Origin of the sequence: Bradyrhizobium sp. USDA 241 (genome assembly GCF_049739505.1) — a bacterium.
GTDB classification, from domain to species: Bacteria; Pseudomonadota; Alphaproteobacteria; order Rhizobiales; family Xanthobacteraceae; genus Bradyrhizobium; species Bradyrhizobium liaoningense.
Window position 1 is genome coordinate 1926686 of sequence record NZ_JBMGPZ010000005.1, and the last position, 20428, is coordinate 1947113.

General features: G+C 64.1%; 18 protein-coding genes. 14 read left to right on the forward strand and 4 right to left on the reverse strand.

Features of this window, described 5'->3' with window-relative positions:
- The first annotated feature begins 222 nt into the window (after positions 1-222).
- Complete coding sequence (locus tag ABIF91_RS31015) at positions 223-1446, forward strand: FAD-dependent oxidoreductase (protein WP_028176759.1); 1224 nt, start codon at positions 223-225, stop codon at positions 1444-1446.
- Between the two features lie 28 nt (positions 1447-1474).
- On the opposite strand, the gene ABIF91_RS31020 is transcribed toward ABIF91_RS31015, so the two are convergent.
- Positions 1475-2611, reverse strand: a complete 1137-nt coding sequence (locus ABIF91_RS31020; protein WP_028176760.1) for a GNAT family N-acetyltransferase — start codon at positions 2609-2611, stop codon at positions 1475-1477.
- A 652-nt stretch (positions 2612-3263) separates the two neighbouring features.
- On the opposite strand from ABIF91_RS31020, the gene ABIF91_RS31025 reads away from it, so the two are divergent.
- Positions 3264-4424 carry a transporter substrate-binding domain-containing protein gene (locus ABIF91_RS31025; RefSeq protein WP_035669415.1) on the forward strand — a complete coding sequence of 387 codons (1161 nt, stop codon included), beginning with the start codon at positions 3264-3266 and terminating at the stop codon, positions 4422-4424.
- Positions 4421-5086 carry an ANTAR domain-containing response regulator gene (locus ABIF91_RS31030; protein WP_028176762.1) on the forward strand — a complete coding sequence of 222 codons (666 nt, stop codon included), beginning with the start codon at positions 4421-4423 and terminating at the stop codon, positions 5084-5086. The genes ABIF91_RS31025 and ABIF91_RS31030 overlap by 4 nt, the downstream gene beginning before the upstream one ends.
- Positions 5087-5095: 9 nt before the next feature.
- Here ABIF91_RS31030 and ABIF91_RS31035 read toward each other — a convergent pair whose 3' ends face one another.
- Entirely contained in the window at positions 5096-6160 is a 1065-nt protein-coding gene (locus ABIF91_RS31035) for an IS630-like element ISRj1 family transposase (protein WP_424579574.1), read from the reverse strand.
- A 56-nt stretch (positions 6161-6216) separates the two neighbouring features.
- On the opposite strand from ABIF91_RS31035, the gene ABIF91_RS31040 reads away from it, so the two are divergent.
- The 11 genes from ABIF91_RS31040 (at position 6217) to ABIF91_RS31090 (ending at position 17945) form a co-directional block, all read left to right on the forward strand.
- Positions 6217-7470, forward strand: a complete 1254-nt coding sequence (locus ABIF91_RS31040; RefSeq protein ID WP_028176763.1) for an urea ABC transporter substrate-binding protein — start codon at positions 6217-6219, stop codon at positions 7468-7470.
- Positions 7471-7564: 94 nt separating this feature from the next.
- Positions 7565-8437, forward strand: a complete 873-nt coding sequence (locus ABIF91_RS31045; RefSeq protein WP_025035503.1) for an ABC transporter permease subunit — start codon at positions 7565-7567, stop codon at positions 8435-8437.
- A 33-nt stretch (positions 8438-8470) separates the two neighbouring features.
- Positions 8471-9517: a branched-chain amino acid ABC transporter permease gene (locus ABIF91_RS31050; RefSeq protein WP_407059913.1), complete on the forward strand. Its 1047-nt coding sequence runs from the start codon at positions 8471-8473 to the stop codon at positions 9515-9517.
- A complete protein-coding gene (locus ABIF91_RS31055) occupies positions 9517-10233 on the forward strand; it encodes an ABC transporter ATP-binding protein (protein ID WP_028176766.1) in 717 nt (238 codons plus the stop codon). The genes ABIF91_RS31050 and ABIF91_RS31055 overlap by 1 nt, the downstream gene beginning before the upstream one ends.
- Positions 10226-10954 (forward strand): ABC transporter ATP-binding protein, encoded by a 729-nt coding sequence (locus ABIF91_RS31060; RefSeq protein WP_035669424.1) that lies wholly within the window; start codon positions 10226-10228, stop codon positions 10952-10954. The genes ABIF91_RS31055 and ABIF91_RS31060 overlap by 8 nt, the downstream gene beginning before the upstream one ends.
- Before the next feature lie 33 nt (positions 10955-10987).
- Positions 10988-11977, forward strand: a complete 990-nt coding sequence (locus ABIF91_RS31065; RefSeq protein ID WP_028176768.1) for an acetamidase/formamidase family protein — start codon at positions 10988-10990, stop codon at positions 11975-11977.
- Between the two features lie 13 nt (positions 11978-11990).
- A complete protein-coding gene (locus ABIF91_RS31070) occupies positions 11991-13730 on the forward strand; it encodes a nitrilase-related carbon-nitrogen hydrolase (protein ID WP_035669427.1) in 1740 nt (579 codons plus the stop codon).
- Positions 13731-13765: 35 nt separating this feature from the next.
- Positions 13766-14527, forward strand: a complete 762-nt coding sequence (locus tag ABIF91_RS31075; RefSeq protein ID WP_028176770.1) for an SDR family NAD(P)-dependent oxidoreductase — start codon at positions 13766-13768, stop codon at positions 14525-14527.
- A gap of 180 nt (positions 14528-14707) precedes the next feature.
- The gene (locus tag ABIF91_RS31080) at positions 14708-15703 is read left to right on the forward strand and encodes a Bug family tripartite tricarboxylate transporter substrate binding protein (RefSeq protein WP_028176771.1); all 996 of its coding nucleotides are present in this window, start codon (positions 14708-14710) and stop codon (positions 15701-15703) included.
- 89 nt (positions 15704-15792) lie between these two features.
- Complete coding sequence (locus tag ABIF91_RS31085; protein WP_035676700.1) at positions 15793-16119, forward strand: hypothetical protein; 327 nt, start codon at positions 15793-15795, stop codon at positions 16117-16119.
- A 536-nt stretch (positions 16120-16655) separates the two neighbouring features.
- Positions 16656-17945 (forward strand): c-type cytochrome, encoded by a 1290-nt coding sequence (locus ABIF91_RS31090; protein ID WP_028176773.1) that lies wholly within the window; start codon positions 16656-16658, stop codon positions 17943-17945.
- A 104-nt stretch (positions 17946-18049) separates the two neighbouring features.
- On the opposite strand, the gene ABIF91_RS31095 is transcribed toward ABIF91_RS31090, so the two are convergent.
- The gene (locus ABIF91_RS31095; RefSeq protein ID WP_244430135.1) at positions 18050-18349 is read right to left on the reverse strand and encodes a hypothetical protein; all 300 of its coding nucleotides are present in this window, start codon (positions 18347-18349) and stop codon (positions 18050-18052) included.
- A gap of 50 nt (positions 18350-18399) precedes the next feature.
- The gene (locus ABIF91_RS31100; protein ID WP_424579575.1) at positions 18400-20370 is read right to left on the reverse strand and encodes a 4Fe-4S binding protein; all 1971 of its coding nucleotides are present in this window, start codon (positions 20368-20370) and stop codon (positions 18400-18402) included.
- Positions 20371-20428: the final 58 nt, after the last annotated feature.

A 20428-nucleotide genomic window follows, 5' to 3' on the forward strand; every position in this document is an offset into this window, starting at 1 on the left:
GGCGGTTCGAGTGCGGAATGGCGCGCGGGATCGGTCGCCGGGATGTCGGAACCCGGAATCTACGGAGCAACTCGAGCAAGACGCGTGCCGGAACGGCGGCAGCGCGCCAGCCGCTTCCGGTCATTAACCTCAATCTTCGGAAATGATCGCACTTGGCTCTGCGATGCGACATCAGGCGGGAGAGTTGCACAGGGAACCGCCGTTAATCTAGGAGCCGAAGCCATGACGACGGATGGAGCCGTGACCGAGCCAATCGATGAGGGCGAGACGGCAACGGTCGTCTCCGACATCGCCGTTGTCGGCGGTGGCCTTGCGGGATCGCTTGCGGCGGCCGTGCTGGCGCGGGCAGGGCATCGCGTTGCTCTCGTCGACAAGCGCGCGATCTACCCGGACGAATTCCGGGTCGAAAAGATCGGCGGCCATCAGCTGGAGCTGTTTCGCAAGCTGGGCTTTCTCAACGCGCTCGAGGACGTCGCCTGCCGATATGACCAGGTGCTCAATATCCGGGAGGGCAAGGTGGTCGATGTCAGCGTCGGCCAGGCTTACGGATTCCCCTATGCCGATCTCGTCGCCATGGCGCGTCGCCAGATCCCCGATCCATCCCACCTGATCGTCGACGAGGTCACTACGATCAGCAACAGCGACGATGTCCAGCATCTCGAGCTGGCCTCCGGACGGCGCGTCACCGCGCGCCTCGTTGTTCTGGCCACGGGCATGGCGGGAGTCCTCGGTTACAAGCTCGGCATCAGGCGGCGCGTGCTGGCCGAGCGCCATTCGGTTTCGTTCGGCTTCACGATCGCCCGCCAGGACGGTACTCCGTTCGATTTCGAGGCATTGACCTGCTACGGCGAACGTACGGCGGATGGCATCGACTATCTCAGCCTGTTTCCCGTCCGTGCCGGCATGCGGGCCAATCTCTTCATGTTCCGCGATCCGACCGACCCGATCATGCGCGAGTTGCGTCGCGAGCCGGGGGCGACGGTCTTGCGCCTGCTGCCGGGATTGCGCGACTACCTCGGCGATTTCCGCGTGATCGACCGGGTCCAGAACTGGGTGATGGATCTGACTGTCGTCGAGAGGCATCTCCAGCCCGGCGTCGTCCTCATCGGCGATGCGTTCCAGACCAACTGCCCCGCCGCCGGCACGGGTGTCGCCCGCCTGCTGGTGGACGTCGACCGTCTTTGCACCGAATACGCGCCGCGGTGGCTCATGACCCCAGGCATGGGCCGAGAAAAGATCTCGCAGTTCTATTCCGATCGCGACAAGATCGCGGCTGACCAGCAGTCGCTGAAGATGGCGCGCTTCCGCGAGGCTCTGACGTCCCGCAAGGACATCGGCTGGGACGTACGACGACGGTTGCACTTCCTGCGGCGCAGTCTGACACATCGCGTCGATCAGATGCACCCGGGTTGGCTCGGGCGTGTCCGCGGCGCGTTGCGCGCCTGAGTTCTGCTCCTCCGTCGCGTGCCGTCGGTCAGCGCGTGGGAGTTGGGCTGCGGGCCGGCTGGAATCTCAAATCCGATAGCCGCTTGGCCGCCAGCTTGAGCCAGGGAGCCTGCTTCAGCGCGAACAGGGCGATGGCGCCTGCGGCGCTGCCGGCCTGCGTGACCTCCCACATCGGCGAAGGCTGCCCGCCGAACAATTTCTTGTATGGCTCGTCGCCAATGGTGAAATCGAGCATCCGATCTCCGCGCTCGATACAGTCCCGCGCCACCTGCTCGAACATCAGCGCGCCAAGGGATTGGCTCTTGTAGCCGGCGATGTCGAAGGCGCTCATGATGATGAGGAAGCTGCCCTGGTGGCACAGTCCGAGCACGGCGGCGATCACCTCGCCGTCCATCTTCATGGCGTAGAGGCGGACAAAGGAACCGAGGCCGCCAAGCGCGACGGCGGAATAGAAGCCGTAGTATTCGGAGCGCTGCAGCAGGTCTCCGTCGCCCTGTGCGTGAAAGCGCGGCCCCCGGAACTTCCTCATGACGTCCAGCGCCTCGAGCACGGACGCGCTGTCGCCGCAGCACGAGAAGCTCAGCGCGCCCTTCTTCTCGAGCTGACGACGTTTCTTTGCGAGCTCCTTCTGATAGGAGCGATCGAGCGTGCTGGCCCGCCATTGCTCGAACGGCGCGACGAGAACCGTCGCGTAGGCATTGGTGTCCATCGCTACGCGGCGGGACGCAGCCAGAAGGTCTTCGATCGGAAGCCGTCCGTCGGGCAGCTTGACCATTCGGAGCAGATCGAAAGGACGGACAAGGCGCCGAATCTGCGCGCACGCAGCCGCGTCGTCGAGCAGTTGCGAGAACACGTCCGGGCTGCAAACCGGAGCGAGGTAGTCGGAAACGCGGAGGTCGGCGAACTCGACGGTTCGTATCGGGCCGCGCCGGATCCGGAGCAGGGGCAGCACCATCGCGAGGGCCCCCGTCGCGCGGTGGCGGACCACGACGACCAGAGGAGTTGCGCCCGTTTCCGGCGCGAGCCTGGTGTAGAGGCTATGCAGCCAGACCGGATGCTGGAACGCAGTGGCGGCCGAGCGATCAAACAGCTCTGCATATTCCGAAGACAGAAAGTCGAACGACTGCTCGATGACGATGTCGAACGTATTGCTAAGCTTGTTCATGAGCAATCAATGAAACCAGGTCGATTTCGCGAGCGTCGATCGCGCCTGGCCGGGCTTATAGCAAGGTCGTTACGGGGCAGACACCGGCAGCGTGCGATTTGCATTAATGCGTCCAGCGACGTTCGTATCGTTACCAAATTCTAAAAATGCCGGAGGTGCATGAACCCAGGGCTGAGGATGAGATCGCGCGGCCGGCTCGATATCAGATGATGCTCAGCCGCCGGAATTCACACCCGGCGAATTCGAGCGCCGGCAGAGATGCCTGTCGCTCGTAGCGGGAAGTGCCGACGACTTGGCTTGGCACGGATCCATCGGCAGGTTCGACCGCGCAACCTTCATAGCGCACGACAGGCCCGAAAGCAGGACTTCGGGCGTGCCGTCATGTCTACGGCGCATCGACGCGTGGGCTCGGATCGGATGCACAGTTTTGCTGCACCACGATACGAATCGTAGCAGCTTTCGCTGCAATAACGCGCTTGACTTCGTAACTGATCTCAACGACCGTGCTTGGCAAGCGTTGGGCAGTTCAGCCCGTCAACGCAGCGAGTTTCAACCATTTCCAACATCGCGCGGATTTCGCGTGCTCGGTTGGCGGCGAGGGCGCCCTCGGCTTAACGAGCCGATGGGCGCCTTTTTCATTTCGGGACGAGTGATGGCGCGGACGACATACCGGATCGGCGTAATGCTCTCGACGACGGGGTCCTATAGCGTCGTCGCGCGATCGATGCTGAATGGGGCGCTGCTCGCCTTTCGCGAGATCAATGCGAGCGGTGGTGATATTGCGCTCGAGCCGGTGGTCGTGAATCCGTCCGGCGACCTCGCGAGCTATCGCTCGCTCAGCCTCGAGCTGCTCGGTTCCGGCGTCCGGCATGTGGTCGGCTGCTACACCTCGTCGAGCCGCAAGGAGGTGATCCCGTGCTTCGAGAAGCTCGACGGACTGCTGTGGTATCCGTCTCACTACGAGGGGTTCGAGAGTTCAGATAACGTCATCTACACCGGCGCGGCGCCGAACCAGCACGTGCTGCCACTCGTCGACTACCTGGCATCCCGCCTCGGTTCGCGGGCCTTTTGCGTCGGCTCTAATTACATCTGGGCTTGGGAAAACAACCGCATCTTCCGGGAGGCACTGACTGCGCGCGGTGGCACCGTGCTCGCCGAACGCTATCTCTCCGTCGGCGACACCGAGGTCGACCAGGTGATCGCGGCAATCATCGACCAACGCCCCGACTTCGTCTTCAACAATCTGATCGGCACCAGCGCCTACGCGTTCTTCCGGGCGTTCCGGGCCGCCTGCCGCGCGCGCGGCATCGATCAGGCCGCGGAAATCCCGGTTGCGAGCTGCACGCTGTCGGAGCCGGAATTGCCGGAGATCGGCCCGGATGCGATCGATGGACATCTATCCTCGAGTGTCTATTTTTCTTCGCTAAACTCGGCGGAAAACGGCGCCTTCATTCGCGCCTACACGACGTCCTTTCCGGACGGACCGGCTTCGTCGGCGGATGCCGAAGCGTCCTACATCGCCGTCAAGCTGCTCGGAGCGGCCTTGTCACAGGCCGGCACCGACGACGCCCGGACGGTCCGCGCCGCCGTGGCAGACCAGCGGCTGCATGCGCCGCAAGGCGAGGTCCGCATCGACCGCCAGACCTTCCACGCCTGGCTCACGCCTCGGATCGGCCGGTCGACCGCCAACGGGCAGTTCGAAGTGCTGCTGGAATCGCGCGAGCCGATCGCGCCGGATCCCTATCTCGTTCAGTCGTCGCCGCGCTTTGCCAGCGCAATGCGCTCTCCACATTTGAAGGTGGTGCAATCATGAGCTCCCGACTGCTGCAGAACTTCAAGGGCGGCCGTGCCATCGTCGTCACCAGGCGAGGAGGGTGGGAGAGCGCGCTCGAAACGACGCTGGCCAAGCTCGGCGTTTCCACGGAGTACCCCGAGATCATCGACGGTCGCGCCCAGATCGATGTTGCGAGTCTGCAGGCCGACCGTGACATCCTGTTCATCGACGGCGATCTCGAAGGCGCCGTCGCCATCGAGGTCAATCCTGCCTCGCGATTGCCGCCGGCGCCGGTGATCGGCCTCGTTGGCGTCGAAGCGCCGAGCCGGCTCAAGGCGCTGGTCAATCTGGGCGCGACCTCATTCCTGCGCAAGCCGGTGCATGGCGGCGCGGTCTACACGTCCCTGTTCATGGGCATCAACCAGTTCCTGCTGCGCGCCGAAATGAGCGAGCGTCTGCAGGATCTCGAGGAGCGCCGCCGCGGCCGCCGCGCGGTGATCCGGGCCGTCATCCTGCTGATGCGGCAGGAGGGCCTCGACGAGGAGGGTGCCTATTCCCAGCTCCGCCGCGAGAGCATGCGCGCGCGGCAGAACATGGAACTCTATTGCGAGGAGTTTCTGAGCAAGCGGGCGAAGCCGCCCGACACGTCCAGCCGCACGACCGGCATTACGCTGCAAGGCGGCAATAAGCAGGCCATCTAGTACCCGGAATCAGAACTGAGTGATACGGCGGCCTTTGAAACGGCGTTGACGGACCTTTTTCTTGGTCCAGACGAAGGGCTCGGCTCTGTCGTTGTATGCGTTGACGTAGGCATCGATGTGTTCCTGAAGCTGCTTGAGGCTCGTGAAGGAGGTGCCGCTGAGCGACTGCCCCTGCAAGATGGAAAACCATACTTCGACCTGATTGAGCCATGACGCACTTGTCGGCGTGAAATGAAATTGCACGTTGGGGTGGGCCTTGAGCCAGTCCTCGTTCTTTTTATGGGTGTTGAGGTTGTCGAGGATGACGTGAAGCTTGCGGTTCGGAAAAGCCGCGGTGACGCTGTTCATGAAATCGAGAAACTCGACGCGGCGCCGGCGTTTTGAATGGGTCGCGATGATCTTTCCGGTGGCGACTTCGAGCGCCGCAAACAATGTTGTGGTGCCATGCCGCTTGTAATCGTGGCTTTGGCCGGTCAAGGCGCGGCCATTGGGCAACTTCAGATAACCCTGCGCTCGCTCCAAAGCCTGGATCGAGGGCTTCTCGTCCACGCACAGCACAATGGCCTTCGCCGGCGGCGCGACATAGAGGCCGACAACATCGGCGGCTTTGGCCGTAAAGTTCGGGTCGTTGCTCTCGCACCAGGACTTGCGAGCCACCAGGTCAATCTTGTGGCTGCGCAGGAACCGCCAGACATATTGGACATCGACATCGCCCAGCGCCTCGGCCAGCAGGGGGCCGGTCCAGCGCGCAAACCCTTGCGGTGGCGGCTTATCCAGCAGCTTCAGAATCCGCTTGTCGGTCGTCTTCGTATAGATCGGCTGCTTGCCAGGCCGCGGCTTGTCTTGCAGCCCTTCAAGGCCATGGTCGGCATAGCGATGCCGCCAAAGGCTGACAATCCGCGGCTGGACCCCAACTTCCTTGGCGATCGACCGGGTGCTGCGCCCATCCGCCGCCAACAGAACTATCCGCGCCCGCTTCAAATCGCGCTGCAACGTCACCGGTGAGCGACAGCACGCCTCAAGCACCTTGCGATCTTTCCTCGAAAGGTGGACTTCTCTTGCTTCGGGTATCATCCCGACCTTGAATCACGACTCACGTTCCAAGAAAAGTGGGTACTAGGAGAAGCATAATGAGCAAGTCTGTATTGCGGGGGCTGCGCGCCGCAGCCCTCACGGGGACGCTTGTCCTCGGATCACCCCTTGGATCACACCTGGCGCTCGCGGCGGAAAACCCGATCAAGCTCGGCGTGCTGGAGGATCAGTCCGGCGATTTCGCCGCGGCCACGATCGGCAAGGTCCACGCCATCCAGCTCGCGACCGAGGAGATCAACAAGGCCGGCGGCATCATGGGCCGGCCGATCGAACTCGTCACTTACGACACGCAGTCCGACAACACCCGCTACCAGGAGTTCATGCGGCGCGTGCTCCAGCGCGACAAGGTCGATGTCGTGTTCGCGGGATTCTCTTCGGCCTCGCGCGAGGCGTACCGCCCGATCGTCGATCAGTTCAACGGTTTCGCCTTCTACAACAACCAGTATGAAGGCGGCGTCTGCGACGGCCACATGATCGTGACGGGCGCCGTGCCCGAACAGCAGTTCTCGACGCTCATTCCGTACATGATGGAGAAGTACGGCAAGAACGTCTACACGCTCGCAGCCGACTACAATTTCGGCCAGATCTCGGCGGAGTGGGTCCGCAAGATCGTCAAGGAGAACGGCGGCAAGATGGCCGGCGAGGAGTTCATCCCGCTCGGCGTGTCGCAATTCTCGCAGAGCATCCAGAACATCCAGAAGGCCAAGCCGGACTTCGTGGTGACGCTGCTGGTCGGCACCGCGCAGGCCTCCTACTACGAGCAGGCAGCCTCCGCCAACGTCAACCTGCCGATGGCCTCCTCGGTCAATGTCGGCCAGGGCTACGAGCACAAGCGCTTCAAGCCGCCGAGCCTGAAGGACATGTACGTCACCACCAACTACATCGAGGAGATCGACTCGCCCAAGAGCAAGGCGTTCTACGCCAAGTTCAAGGCCAAGTTCCCGAGCGAGCCTTATGTGAACCAGGAGGCGGAGAACTCCTATCTCGCGGTCTATCTCTACAAGCAGATGGTGGAGCGCGCGAAGTCGACCAAGCGCGAGGAGATCCGCAAGGTGATCGCGCTGGGCGACGTCTGCATGGACGCGCCTGAGGGCAAGGTCTGCATCGACCCGAAGAGCCAGCACATGTCGCACACGATCTATCTTGCCAAGGTCGGCGCCGATCACTCGATCTCCTTCCCGAAGGTCTGGGAGGACATCAAGCCGTACTGGCTGGGTGAAGCCGGCTGCGATCTCACCAAGAAGGATCCGATGGCCCAGTACACGCCATCGAATCCGCCGCCGAAGCCCTGACCGGCGGCTGATCGCCCCGGCGCTTGCGGCGCGCCGGGGCGGTCACGGACATCTGCGGCGGCGACGCCGCATCCTCCCACATCCTGGTTGATTCATGGACATCGCGACCCACGTATTCTCGGCGCTCTATCAATTCGGCGACGCCTTCGCATTCCTGGTGCTCTCGGCCTGCGGGCTCGCGGTGATCTTCGGCATGATGGGCGTGATCAATCTTGCCCATGGCGAGTTCATCATGTGCGGCGCCTACGTCACCGCCGCGACCGTGCATGCGGGCCTGCCGCTGCCGCTGGGAATATTGGCCGGCACGCTCGTCTCGGCTCTGGTCGGCGTCGTGGTGGAGCTCGCGGTCATCCGTCATCTCTACGACCGGCCGCTCGACACCATCGTCGCCACCTGGGGACTGAGCCTGATCGCCACGCAGGGCACGCTGATCATGGTCGGCTCGACCATGGCAGGCGTCGGCACGCCGTTCGGCAGTTTCCAGGTCGGCGACTATTCCTATTCGATCTATCGCATCGTGCTGTTCTGTGCCGCACTCGGCGTGCTCGCGGCGCTCTACGCGCTGTTCAACTGGACGCGGTTCGGCGTGCTGGCACGCGCCACCATCCAGGTGCCGCATATGGCGGCTGCGCTCGGCGTCGACACGCGCCTGATCTACAGCCTCACTTTCGCCTGCGGGGCAGGGCTCGCCGGTCTTGCCGGTGGCCTCTATGCGCCGACCATGACGCTGGTGCCGACCATGGGCGCGACCTTCATCATGGAGGCCTTCGTCACCGTGGTGATCGGCGGCGCCGACGTCTTCCTCGGCACTGCACCGGCCGGCGGCGTGCTTGCGGTGGTGAAGTCGGTGATGACGTCCTGGCAGGGACAGCTGTTCGGCCAGATCGGCCTGCTGGTCGCCGTCATCATCGTCGTCCGGGTGTTGCCGAAAGGCATTTCCGGGTTCGTGCTGCGCGAGCGCACCTGACGGAGTGATGGCGTCGTGACCGGTCTCCTTGCAATGTTCCGCCGTCTCGAAGGCCCGCAGACCGTCGGTCGCGGTCCGGCCTTCTGGGGCCTGTTCGCACTCGTGCTCGCTGCCGCACTCGCCTATCCGCTGTTCAGCGACGGCTACACGGTCGGCAACACCGTCTACTTCTTCGTCTGGGTCTTCATCGCGCTCAGCCTATGCCTGATCTGGGGCTACGGCGGCTCGCTCTCCTTCGGCCAGACCGCGTTCTTCGGCATTGCTGGTTATGGCTATGGCGTCCTCACCATCAATTTCGGCTCCGCCTACGGCTTCACGCTGCTGGCGCTGGTGATGGCGGTTGGGATCGCGGCACTGTTCGCGGTTCTGCTCGGCTACTTCATGTTCTTCGGCCGCATCGCCGGCGTGTTCCTCGGCATCGTCACGCTCGCCGTGACCCTGATGCTGGAACGCTTCATGGCACAGACCGCGGGTCCGGAATGGCACATCGGCAGCGCGCGGCTCAACGGCTTCAACGGCATGAGCGCGATGCCGCCACTGACCATCCCCTGGCCGGGCGAGCCGATCGTGCTGTTCGCCGATGTCGGGCTCTACTACCTCGTGCTCGGCCTTCTCGTCTTCGTTTATCTGGCCTTGCGGATTTTGATGAACTCGTCTTTCGGCAACGTCATCGTCGCGATCCGTGAGAACCCGGAGAGGGCGGAGATGCTGGGTTACGACATCCGCAAGTACCAGCTCATCACCTTCGTCATCGGCGCCGCACTCGCAGGGATATCGGGCGTGCTCTACACGGCGTGGGGCCAGTACATCACGCCGTCGAGCATGGGCATGACAGCAGCGGCGCTGCCACTGATCTGGGTCGCCGTCGGCGGCCGCAGCGATCTGACCTCGACCGTGATCGGCACGCTGGTGGTGCTCGCCGCATTTCAGGCGCTCACGATCTACGGCAGCCAGTACGCGCTGGTCTTCATGGGTGTGCTGCTGGTGCTCACGGTCCTGATCGCCCCGAACGGTCTCGTGCTCGGGGTGATGAACTGGCTCGGCCGCATCGCCGCCCGCTTCACGCAGAGGGCCGGCTGATGTCGCTGCTCGAACTGCGTCAGCTGAACAAGCATTTCGGCGGTCTGCACGTGACCAATTCCGTGGATCTCACGCTGCAAGCCGGCGAGATCCACTGCCTGATCGGCCCGAACGGCGCCGGCAAGAGCACGCTGTTCCGCCTGATCCTCGGCGAGTATCATCCCGGCAGCGGCGACATTCTCTTTGCCGGCGAGAACATCACGGCGCTGAAATCCTTTGCGCGGATTCACCGCGGCCTCTCGGTCAAGTTCCAGGTGCCCGGCGTCTTCAAGGGCCTGTCGGTCCGCCAGAACCTCGAGATCGCCCTGCAGAGCCGGCATCGTGGCGCTGAGCTCGAAGCGGAGATCGGCCGGCTGCTGACCTTCCTCGGGCTGGAATCGGAGCAGGCGCAGATCGCCGGCAATCTCAGCCATGGCCAGAAGCAATGGCTCGAGATCGGCATGGCGGTCAGCCTGAAGCCGCGCCTTCTTCTGCTGGACGAGCCCACCGCCGGCATGTCGCCCGAGGAGACCCACATGACCGGCGAGATGGTGCAGCGGCTCAATGCCGACGGCATGACGGTGCTGGCGATCGAGCACGACATGGCCTTCGTCCGGCAGGTCGCGCACCGCGTCACCGTGCTGCATCTCGGGCAGGTCTTCGCGCAAGGCTCGATCGACGAGATCGTGGCCGACGAACGCGTGGCGGCGATCTATCTGGGGCAGGCCCATGCTTGATGTGCCGCGCAAGGAAGTGATCCTGTCGACGCTGGCGTTGCGTGCCGGCTATGGCGGCAAGCCGGTGCTCCAGGGCCTCGAGATCGAGGTGCGGGAAGGGGAGATCGTCGCCGTCATCGGTCGCAACGGCGTCGGCAAGTCCACACTGATGAAGAGCCTGATCGGGCTCGTGCCGGTCATGGGCGGCTCGATCGTCTACCGCGGTGAGGCCGTGGAATCGTTACCTGCGCACAAGCGGGCGCGCCTCGGCATGGGCTATGTGCCGCAGGGGCGCGACGTGTTTCCGCGGCTGACCGTCGGCGAGAACGTCGCGGTCGGCGCAGCGATCAAGGGCGGCGGCATTCCCGAAGCGGGCCGGCGCAAGATCGTCGAAGCCTTCCCGATCCTTGAGGAGCGTTGGCATCAACGCGCCGGCACCATGTCCGGCGGCCAGCAGCAACAACTCGCAATCGGACGGGTCCTGATCGCCGACCCGAACCTCATCCTGCTCGACGAGCCCTCGGAGGGCATCCAGCCCAACATCGTCCAGGACATCGCGCGCAACATGGTCGAGCTCAACCACAGGACCGGGGTGACCATCATCCTGGTCGAGCAGAATCTCGACATGATCCGCGCCATGGCGCAGCGCTGCTACGTCATGGACAAGGGACGCATCGTCGCCAACCTCGATCGCGCGGCGCTCGACGACGCGGCCGAGATGCGCCGTCATCTCGCGGTTTGAAGACCTACGCCAACGACAGAAGGAGAAAAGCAAATGTCCTGGCAGAAAGACTCCATCATGGCCCGCAAGGGCGTCGCCAAGGGCGAGCGCGGCACCAGCTACACGATCACGGAAAGCGAGCAGGGCAAGTACCACTATGTCTACGGCCCCTATGTGAAGCCGGTGCTGACGGTCGATCCCGGCGCCGTCGTCTCCGCGGAGACCCATGACGCGTTCGAGGGCGCCATCAAGAACGAGACCGACAGCCCGTCGAAGATTCTCAACTTTCCCTTCCTCAATCCGCAGAACGGGCCGATCCACGTCAACGGCGCCGAGAAGGGCGATACGCTCGCGGTCTATATCGAGAGCATCGTGCCGCGCGGGCCGCAGCCGCGTGGCACCACGGTGATCATGCCGGAATTCGGTGGGCTGGTCAGTACGGGCAACACGGCGCTGCTCAATCCGGCGCTGCCCGAGCGCGTCAAGAAGCTGGAGATCGACGCCAAGACCGGAACCAAATGGAACGACAAGATCACGCTGCCCTATGAGCCCTTCATCGGCACCATCGGCACCTCGCCGGAGATCGAGGCGATCTCGTCGCTCGTCCCGGATTACTATGGCGGCAACATGGATCTGCCCGACGTCGGCGTCGGCGCCATCATCTATCTGCCCGTCAACACCAAGGGCGCGCTGCTCTATCTCGGCGACTGCCATGCGGCGCAGGGCGACGGCGAGCTCTGCGGCGTCGCCATCGAGCATCCGACCGTGACCACGGTGCAGGTCGACCTGATCAAGGGCTGGACCATCGCCTGGCCGCGGCTGGAGACCAAGGACTTCATCATGACGATCGGCTCGGCCCGTCCGATGGAAGATGCAGCCCGCATCGCGTATCGCGAGCTCTGCCGCTGGATGGCGGCGGACTACGGTTTCGACGAGATCGATGCCTACATGCTGCTGACCCAGGCCGGTCGGGTGCGTCTCGGCAACATGGTCGATCCGAAGTATACGCTCGGCGCTTCCATCAAGAAGTCCTATCTCGGTTGAGGCCAGCCAGCTCATGTCCACCGTGCACAAGGTCGCCACCGTCCAGTTCGAGCCGATCATGTTCGAGAAGGAGCGCAACATCGCGCGCCTGCTCGAACTCTGTGAGCAGGCGGCGGCGGCCGGCGCGAAGCTCATCGTCACGCCGGAAATGGGAACCACGGGCTATTGCTGGTTCGACCGCGCCGAGGTTCGGCCCTATGTCGAGCGGATTCCGGGGCCGACCACCGACCGGTTTGCGGCGCTGGCACGCAAGCATGACTGCTACATCGTGGTCGGCATGCCTGAAGTCGACGAGGACGACATCTATTTCAACTCGGCAGTGCTCGTCGGGCCCGATGGCATCGTCGGCCGCCATCGCAAGACGCATCCTTATATCTCCGAACCGAAATGGGCGGCGGCGGGCGACCTGCACAACCAGGTCTTCGACACACCGATCGGACGGATCGCGCTCCTCATATGCATGGACATCCATTTCGTGGAGACCGCGCGGCTGATGGCGCTGGGGGGCGCGGACGTCATCTGCCATATCTCCAACTGGCTCGCGGAGCGAACGCCGGCGCCCTATTGGATCAGCCGTGCCTTCGAGAACGGCTGCTACGTGGTCGAGAGCAACCGCTGGGGGCTCGAGCGCACCGTCCAGTTCAGCGGCGGGAGCTGTGTGATCGCGCCGGATGGCCAGGTGATCACGGTCCTCGACAAGGGCGACGGGGTCGCGCTGGCCGAGATCGATCTCGATATTGCGCGTGCACGCCGCGTGCTGGGCGAGCCTGTCTTCCGTCAACGCCGGCCCGAGCTCTATCCGGAACTGCTCACCGACACCTTCAGCTGGAATCCGCGCGATTTCTTCGGCCTTTACGGCCACGAGCCCTGGCCGGAGGGAGTCCGCTCGCGCATTGCCGCGGCCCAATTCGCACCCAGTGCCGATGTTGCGCGAAATCTCGAGGCGATCGCGAACCTTGCGCGGCAGGCCGAGGCGGACGGCGCGGCGCTCGTCGTATTCCCGGAGCTTGCGGTCTCCGGCCTCGCAGATCCGGCGAGATCGGCGCAGTCGATACCGGGCCCTGCCACGGAGAGCCTGCACGCGCTCGCTGCGCAGCTCCAGATCCACATCGTCTGTGGGATGGCCGAGCGCGCGGGCGCTGCCGTCTACAACAGCGCCTGCCTGATCGCTCCGGATGGAAAGATCACGCCCTATCGCAAGACGCATTTGACCGAAGAGGAGCGGAGCTGGGCCACGGCGGGCGACGACTGGGCCGTCGTCGACACGCCGATCGGGCGAGTAGGCCTGTTGATCGGCCACGATGCGGCGTTTCCGGAGGCGGGGAGGGTCCTCGCACTTCGCGGCTGCGACATCATCGGGTGCTGCGCGGCGGTCAAGGGCTCCTTCGGTTCGCCGCATCCGGGGACATCCGTTGCGCAGCCGGCCCCGATCCCGACCGGCGCCGATCCGCATCATTGGCATCACTTCCGCGTCCGCGCCGGCGAGAACAACGTGTTCCTGGCGTTTGCCAATGTCTTCGATCCCGAACACGGCTATCCCGGCCTGAGCGGCGTGTTCGGCCCCGATACGTTCGAATTCCCCCGCCGCGAAGCGATTGCAGCGGACGGCACGAGCCTTGCTACAGCTGTCGTCGACACCACCAATCTGGACAGCGTGTACCCGACCAACGTGGTGCGACGAAAGGACCTCGTTTCGATGCGAATGCCACACAGCTATCGAGGGCTGGTGAGGGCAATGGCAAACAACCATTGAACGTGTAAATCTACAGGGAAGAAAAGGAGACGATCATGGATCTAGGACTTGCGGGCGCCAAGGTTCTCGTCACCGGCAGCACCAAGGGGATAGGCCGTGCGATCGCGGAGACCTTTGCCGCCGAGGGCGCAAATCTCGGCATCTGCGCGCGCAGCCAGGCGGACGTCGACAGCACCGTTGCAGCGCTCAAGAGCAAAGGCGTCGCGGCCTTCGGCGCTGCGGTCGACGTGTCCGATGGTGCGGCACTCAAGGCCTGGGTGGTCGACATGGCGACCAAGCTGGACGGAATCGACGTCGTCGTGGCCAATGTGAGCGCGCTCGCCATCGGGCAGGACGATGAAAGCTGGGCCAAGGAATTCTCGACCGACATGATGGGCACGGTCCGGCTGGTGAATGCGGCCATGCCTTATCTGGAGAAGAGCCGTGCCGGTGCGATCGTCGCCATCTCCAGCGTCTCCGGGCGCGAGGTCGATTTCGCGGCCGGCCCCTACGGCACCTTCAAGGCCGCCATCATCCACTACACGCAGGGTCTCGCCAATCAGCTCGCACACAAGGGCATCCGCGCCAACACGGTGTCGCCGGGCAACACCTATTTCGAAGGCGGTGTCTGGAACACCATCAAGGACAACAATCCCGAGCTCTACAAGGCGGCGCTTGCGCTCAATCCCACCGGCCGGATGGGGACGCCGCAGGAGATGGCGAACGCAGTCGTATTTCTCGCAAGTGGCGCCGCCAGCTTCATCACCGGAACGAACCTCGTCGTCGACGGTGCCCTGACGCGCGGTGTGCAATTCTGAGGTGCGAACGCTGAAACGGCAGAGGCAGATCTGTCACCCGCGTCATGATTGACCGTGTGGTCGCGCAGGGCCAGTGCAGCCACTGCTGCCCGCATTGTGCAGGGCAGCGATCTCCCCGCGCGGATTTTCGGGCGCCCTTATTCGTGCCAGATAATCAGTCCGGTCCCGAATACGCAGACGATGTCCCTTCTCTCGCGGCGAGAACTGCTCGATACGGCGGCGCGCCTCACGGCGCTGGCTGCTTGGCCCGGCGGTGCGACCGCCGACGATTATCCCTCCCGCTCCATCAAGCTGGTCATTCCCTATACGGCTGGCGCCGCAGGTGATCTGATCGGCCGTCCCTGGGCCGACAAGGTCGCGCCGCTGCTCGGCCCGGTCCATGTCGAGAATATCGGGGGCGCCGGCGGTGCGATCGGCTCCGCAGCGGTGGCGCAGAGTGCTCCCGACGGCTACTCGCTTCTGCTCGGCAATGGCAGCACGAAGGTGACGATTCCGTTGTCCTCGGCGCAGCCTGCCTACGACACGATTCGCGATTTTCGCGCCATCTATCGGCTGATTACGAGCACGCTCGCATTCGCGGTTCATCCATCCTTGCCGGTGAAGGACCTGCGGGAGCTGGCAGCCTTTGCGAAGGCGAATCCGGGCGGGCTTTCCTATGGCACTCCGGGGGTCGGCACCGGCAATCATCTCGTCGGAGAGCTGTTCAGGCAGCAATCGGGACTTGCGGCGGATTTGATCCACGTCCCTTACCGGGGCATGGCGGCCGCTACCAACGACCTCGTCAATGGCGAGATCAACGCGGTCATTGCGGTGGTCTCGAGCCAGCTCCTGCAATTGCACTTTGCCGGCAAGCTGCGGCTGATCGCCGTGACGAGCGACCGGCGGCTGAGCGGCGCGCCGGAGATTCCGACGGTCATCGAATCCGGCATGCCCGGCCTCAGATACGCCGGCTGGTTTGGCCTGTTTGCTCCAAAAGCAACCCCGGATGCGATCGTGGTGCGGATCGCTGCAGCGACCCGCACGGCGATGGCTGATCCTCAGTTGCAGGAAGGCTATCGTTCGCAAGGTCTGGAGCCGGACATCGATTCAGGCCCCGACAAGTTTCAGCGTCTGGTCGAGGACGAGCTCGCCCGCCTGGCTCCCATCGTCAAGTCGATCGGGCTCAAGCGCGACTGAGCGCTTCTCAGAGTCGTACCGCGGACGTAGCAAACGCTTGAGCGACGGGCTCCTGGACTCGATTCAAGACCTCCATCCCTGCGATCGCAATGACCAGGGCCGCGACGCAGCCAAGCAAAAAAACCTTCATCCTCAGCCTCCCCCGATTGGAACATCAAGCCATCTATACGACACGACGTATCGCGAGCAAGCTCGTCGATCCCGTCAAGGCATCCCCGGTCCTATGGGCTCTTGAACACGGGATCGGCGGAAAACGCATTGCCCATCAAGCCAAGGGACTGAAGCCCGGCGCTGTTCGAATCGACTTCCAGGATTGCGAGCAGCAGCGCGAGCACGACGGCAACGAGGAAGAGGAAAGGGGAGGCTTCTCGCGCGGCGGGATCCTGCAGGCCATCAATGGCGCCAAGAACCCGTAGCCGCGCAATCATCCGCATAATCGGCCCCGTTCGACCCTGCATGCGGTTTTCCTCGACATGAGTAGGCACAATCTAGTGTCCGGGCTATCGGCATTCAAGCGGGGGATGTGCGAGGCAGGCTGTCGCGCCGCACGCTTCGGAACGGAAGCAGGCCTCGCAGGTTGCTTGCAAGCCTAGTGAGCGCATCGGAGGCCTTGCGTGACATTACCGAGAACGATCTTGTGCTTCGCAGCATTCTGCTTTGTTGAGAGTGCCCTGGCCCAGCCCGCGCAAATCAACCCGTCGGCGACGAAAACCCCTCCTGAAGAGAAGGGCCAGGCACAGCCGCAGGGTTGGACGGGCCCAATCAATACAGGTTCGGGTGGTGCGCCGGCCGAAAGTCCCCAGGGCCAGAGTCCGCCTGGAATGCAGGCCGCGCCGGAGGGATCCTCCAAGACCACCACGGCACCGGCCAAGTAGACTGGTCCCGGATATTCATTTCGGCCGCCTGTTCTGGCAATCTTCAGAATGTGGACCTCAAGCAGGGCCGGCCGGAAATGAACAGATCACCTTTGTGCACGAAGGTGGCCGTGGCTCTGTGGGCCATCTTTGCCGGATCATCCGTGCACGCCGACATGGTCGGACACGGTGGCCCGATTCGGGCTCTTGCCGTTTCCCCGGATGGGGAGGACCTTCTCTCCGGCAGCTTCGACACGGCGGTCATTCGCTGGTCGCTCAAGACGGATACCGCAGAGCAAGTGCTGCGGTATCATGCCGGTGGCGTCAATGCCGTTGCCTTTCTGCAGGACCGCCGCATGATCACGGCCGGTGCCGACGCACGAATTGCGGTGTGGGCGGCGGGCCGGCCGGAGCCGGACCGGGTGCTGGAGGGACATGTCGCTCCGATTGCGGCGCTTGCTGTGTCGCCCGACGGGACGCTGCTCGCATCGGCGTCATGGGACCGGACGGTGCGGCTCTGGTCGCTGTCGGACGGCACGTCGCGCGTGCTCGAAGGGCATACGCAAAACGTCAACGGCGTCGCCTTCGCACCGGACGGCGGGCTTGTCAGCGTCGGCTACGATCTTGCGCTGCGGATCTGGCGTTTGCCTGATGGCCAGCCTGAAATCGTGACGTTGCCGGCGCCGCTGAACGCCGTGGCGGTGGCGCCGGATGGTGAAATCGTCACAGGCGCGGTCGATGGCAGGCTGCGCATGCTGACCAAGGACGGCAAGGTCAGCGGCGAGGTCGCGGCCAGCCCGACACCGGTGGTGGCCTTGACGATGTCGGCGGACGGCGCGTTGATCGCTGCCGCCGGCACCGGCGGAACAGTGGCGATCATCGATCGCAAGTCGCGCAACCTGCTGCGCACGCTGGTCGGGCCCGGGCTGCCGGTGTGGTCGGCCGTCTTCCTTCCAGATCGCGAGACATTGATGACGGGTGGTGCGGACGGCAGGATCAGGCGCTGGAATGCGCGCACCGGCGATCCCATCGGCTCGGGTCTGATCGGCACACCGGCCGATCCGCTCGCCGCCTATGCCGGCGATCATGGCGCCGATGTCTTTCGGGCGTGTGTTGCCTGTCACACGCTGTCGGACAAGGAGGTGCAGCGTGCGGGTCCGACCCTTGCGGGGCTATACGGCCGCAGGATCGCTTCGCTGCCGGGATATCGCTTCTCCGATGCGCTGAAGACGATGGACATCGTCTGGACACCGGAAACGGTCGCAAGATTGTTCGAAATCGGGCCGAATGCCTACACCCCCGGCACCAAGATGCCGGAGCAGCGCATCGGCTCGGCCGAGGACCGACGCGCGCTCACCGAGTTTCTGGGCCGCGCGACGTCGCGCTAAAGCATGATCCGGAAAAGTGCGAAGCGGTTTTCCGAAAGATCATGCGTAACAACAACCAGAAGCGCGATGACGATTCACCTAAATCTCATCGCGCTTTGGCTCCCTCAGATCGAGTCCCAATTGTCCATCGGGAAATCCCTCATTTCCGGATGCTGCTTGAGGATCTGAATGACGTCGATGCCGGGTTGCTCCTTGAGCGCTTCCGCGACGCAATGGTTGACGTATTTCCGGCGCGACAGCCACGCGATCTTCTTGCCCTTCGCTTCGGCCTTGCAGGCAACCACCGCCTGCTTCACCGCAACTTTCTGCGCCTTGGTCAGCGGAGGAGCGGCGGCTTCGGCCGCGCCGCCGGCGAGAGCGATGGAGATCATGCACGTCGACAGAGCGGTGATCAAACGAGACATGGTGATGCTTCCCTGGTTTCGGCCCCTTGCGAAGATGTCGGTTCGCCTTGTTAGTCCTTGCCCTCGCGCTGGCGCAGATAGTCATCCGTCGTCCGCGGCGGCGTTCGTTCCGGGACGCCTTTGAACGGATCGAATTGCTGCTCGCTCATGACGATGACGCGGCAGTCCGCGCACATTCTCAGTGCCTCGATCCGCCGGTCGCCGACCGGATACATCCAGTGCCGGCCCTCGAGCTTGGCTGCGATGCGGTCGATCGTGCTCTTGACTCCGAAGGCCGTGCCGCAGCGGACGCAGAGTGCGGGCTCCTCTTCCTTGATGATCGTCGCGGGAGCGCGCGCCGCGCGGAAATCGATCTGCGGCTTGAGGCTGATGACCTTCTCCGGACAGGTGCTCTGGCACAGGCCGCATTGCACGCAGGCATCCTCGATGAATTTCAGCATGGGCCGTTCGGGATCGTCCCGCAGCGCGCCGGTCGGGCAGGCCGAGACGCAGGAGAGGCACAGCGTGCAGCCATCGGTGTCGACTGTGACTGCGCCGACCGGCGCACCCTGCGGCAAGGCGATCACGTCGACCGGCTGCGGCGCCAGTCGATGCAGCTCGCTCAGGGCGAACCGCAAGAGGTCGCGCCGCTTGCCGACGGTCCTGAAGGTCGCGGGCGTCGCGACCGCAGTGAGCGTGCCGATGTCAGTCAAATGCTCGCCCAACGCATCGGGGTCGTCGGTTTCGATGGTGGCGAGGCGACGGCCCGCAAATCCAAGGCCGCCGAGGATCGCTTCGGCCATCGCGATCGTCTGCGACAGTCCGGTCACGTCGTGGCGCGGCTTGGCACGGAGCAGGAAGCGCACGGCCGATACGCCATAGGCGAAGGCGCCGACAATCGCTTCCAGCCCGAGCTGCGTGAGCTCGTTGACGGCAAAGGGAAGCACGTTCGCCGGCAGGCCGTCGCCATGGCGCGCGAGGGCATCGATCAGAGGCGTGCCGTGCGGGCTGTCGTGAAAGAGCAGCACCGCATTCGCGCCGCCGGCCTCGCGGTAGGCGAGCAGCATGGCGCGGATTCTCTGGAGCTGCGCATCGGCGGGCGGCAGCGTGTAGGATACCGCACTGGTGGGGCAGGCAGCTGCGCATTGGCCGCAGCCCGCGCAGATGTTCGGATCGATTGCGACATGATCGCCGACGGGCGTGATCGCTCCGGTCGGGCAGAGATCGAGGCAGCGATGGCAGCCGGTGCGCTTCGAGCGCGAATGGGCGCAAAGCGCGGGCGCGACGTCGACATATTTCGGCTTGTCGAAGCTGCCGACGAGATCGCGCGCGGTCAGCACGGCGCGGAGCACTGCAGCGGGATCCTTCGTGTCGGCGCGCAGATAGCCGTCGCGCAGATCGTGGGCAGGAAACAGCGGCACATCGCCGGAAAGATCGAGGATGACATCGCAGCGCGAGGTGACTCCGCTTCGCGGCGGGTCCAGCACGAAACGATCGCGCGAGGAGGGGCGGGGACGCGCATAGTCGTCGATCGCAAGCTCGAACGCGCCGAAATGTCCCTTTGCGGAGCGGATCATGCCCTTCACGATCGGAAAGACCGTTACAGCTGGCGGCACCGTGTCATCGAGCTGCTTCAGCATCACCGTGACGTCGAGGTGATCGGCAAGCAGGCGGCCGGCTTCGATCGCGGCCTCATCGCGCCCGTAGATCAGGATCACGCCCTCGCTCGACAAGGTGACGAGCGGATAGTCCGGGGCGGGGATGGAGGCGGATGCGAGCAGGGCGGCCATTTTCGCGCCGGCGCGCGCGCCGTCGCGGGACCAGCCGGTCGTTTCGCGGATGTTGACGAAGCTGATCACTTCGGGCCGTTCGCCGGCCTCGTCCGAAAACTGCGTTGCCTGCTGCGTGCAGGCGACCGTCAATACGCCCTCTGCCGCGGCAAGCTTGCGGAAGTGGTCGAGCTCCGCACCGCAGAGGTGGCGAAAGCTCTTGACCTCGCTGTTCGGGCATCCGCGCCGGATCGCAGCCACGTCGAGGGACATCGTGTCTTCGCACGAGCAGATCAGGACGGTCTTCGACGGCTGCTCCAGGTTAACCCCT

What these genes read in the sequence shown, in the direction of transcription:
- ABIF91_RS31015 (WP_028176759.1), top strand. Translation starts at nt 223, where the DNA reads ATGACGACGGATGGAGCCGTGACCGAGCCAATCGATGAGGGCGAGACG.
- ABIF91_RS31020 (WP_028176760.1), bottom strand. Translation starts at nt 2,611, where the DNA reads ATGAACAAGCTTAGCAATACGTTCGACATCGTCATCGAGCAGTCGTTC.
- ABIF91_RS31025 (WP_035669415.1), top strand. Translation starts at nt 3,264, where the DNA reads ATGGCGCGGACGACATACCGGATCGGCGTAATGCTCTCGACGACGGGG.
- ABIF91_RS31030 (WP_028176762.1), top strand. Translation starts at nt 4,421, where the DNA reads ATGAGCTCCCGACTGCTGCAGAACTTCAAGGGCGGCCGTGCCATCGTC.
- ABIF91_RS31035 (WP_424579574.1), bottom strand. Translation starts at nt 6,160, where the DNA reads ATGATACCCGAAGCAAGAGAAGTCCACCTTTCGAGGAAAGATCGCAAG.
- ABIF91_RS31040 (WP_028176763.1), top strand. Translation starts at nt 6,217, where the DNA reads ATGAGCAAGTCTGTATTGCGGGGGCTGCGCGCCGCAGCCCTCACGGGG.
- ABIF91_RS31045 (WP_025035503.1), top strand. Translation starts at nt 7,565, where the DNA reads ATGGACATCGCGACCCACGTATTCTCGGCGCTCTATCAATTCGGCGAC.
- ABIF91_RS31050 (WP_407059913.1), top strand. Translation starts at nt 8,471, where the DNA reads ATGTTCCGCCGTCTCGAAGGCCCGCAGACCGTCGGTCGCGGTCCGGCC.
- ABIF91_RS31055 (WP_028176766.1), top strand. Translation starts at nt 9,517, where the DNA reads ATGTCGCTGCTCGAACTGCGTCAGCTGAACAAGCATTTCGGCGGTCTG.
- ABIF91_RS31060 (WP_035669424.1), top strand. Translation starts at nt 10,226, where the DNA reads ATGCTTGATGTGCCGCGCAAGGAAGTGATCCTGTCGACGCTGGCGTTG.
- ABIF91_RS31065 (WP_028176768.1), top strand. Translation starts at nt 10,988, where the DNA reads ATGTCCTGGCAGAAAGACTCCATCATGGCCCGCAAGGGCGTCGCCAAG.
- ABIF91_RS31070 (WP_035669427.1), top strand. Translation starts at nt 11,991, where the DNA reads ATGTCCACCGTGCACAAGGTCGCCACCGTCCAGTTCGAGCCGATCATG.
- ABIF91_RS31075 (WP_028176770.1), top strand. Translation starts at nt 13,766, where the DNA reads ATGGATCTAGGACTTGCGGGCGCCAAGGTTCTCGTCACCGGCAGCACC.
- ABIF91_RS31080 (WP_028176771.1), top strand. Translation starts at nt 14,708, where the DNA reads ATGTCCCTTCTCTCGCGGCGAGAACTGCTCGATACGGCGGCGCGCCTC.
- ABIF91_RS31085 (WP_035676700.1), top strand. Translation starts at nt 15,793, where the DNA reads ATGACCAGGGCCGCGACGCAGCCAAGCAAAAAAACCTTCATCCTCAGC.
- ABIF91_RS31090 (WP_028176773.1), top strand. Translation starts at nt 16,656, where the DNA reads ATGAACAGATCACCTTTGTGCACGAAGGTGGCCGTGGCTCTGTGGGCC.
- ABIF91_RS31095 (WP_244430135.1), bottom strand. Translation starts at nt 18,349, where the DNA reads ATGTCTCGTTTGATCACCGCTCTGTCGACGTGCATGATCTCCATCGCT.
- ABIF91_RS31100 (WP_424579575.1), bottom strand. Translation starts at nt 20,370, where the DNA reads ATGTCCCTCGACGTGGCTGCGATCCGGCGCGGATGCCCGAACAGCGAG.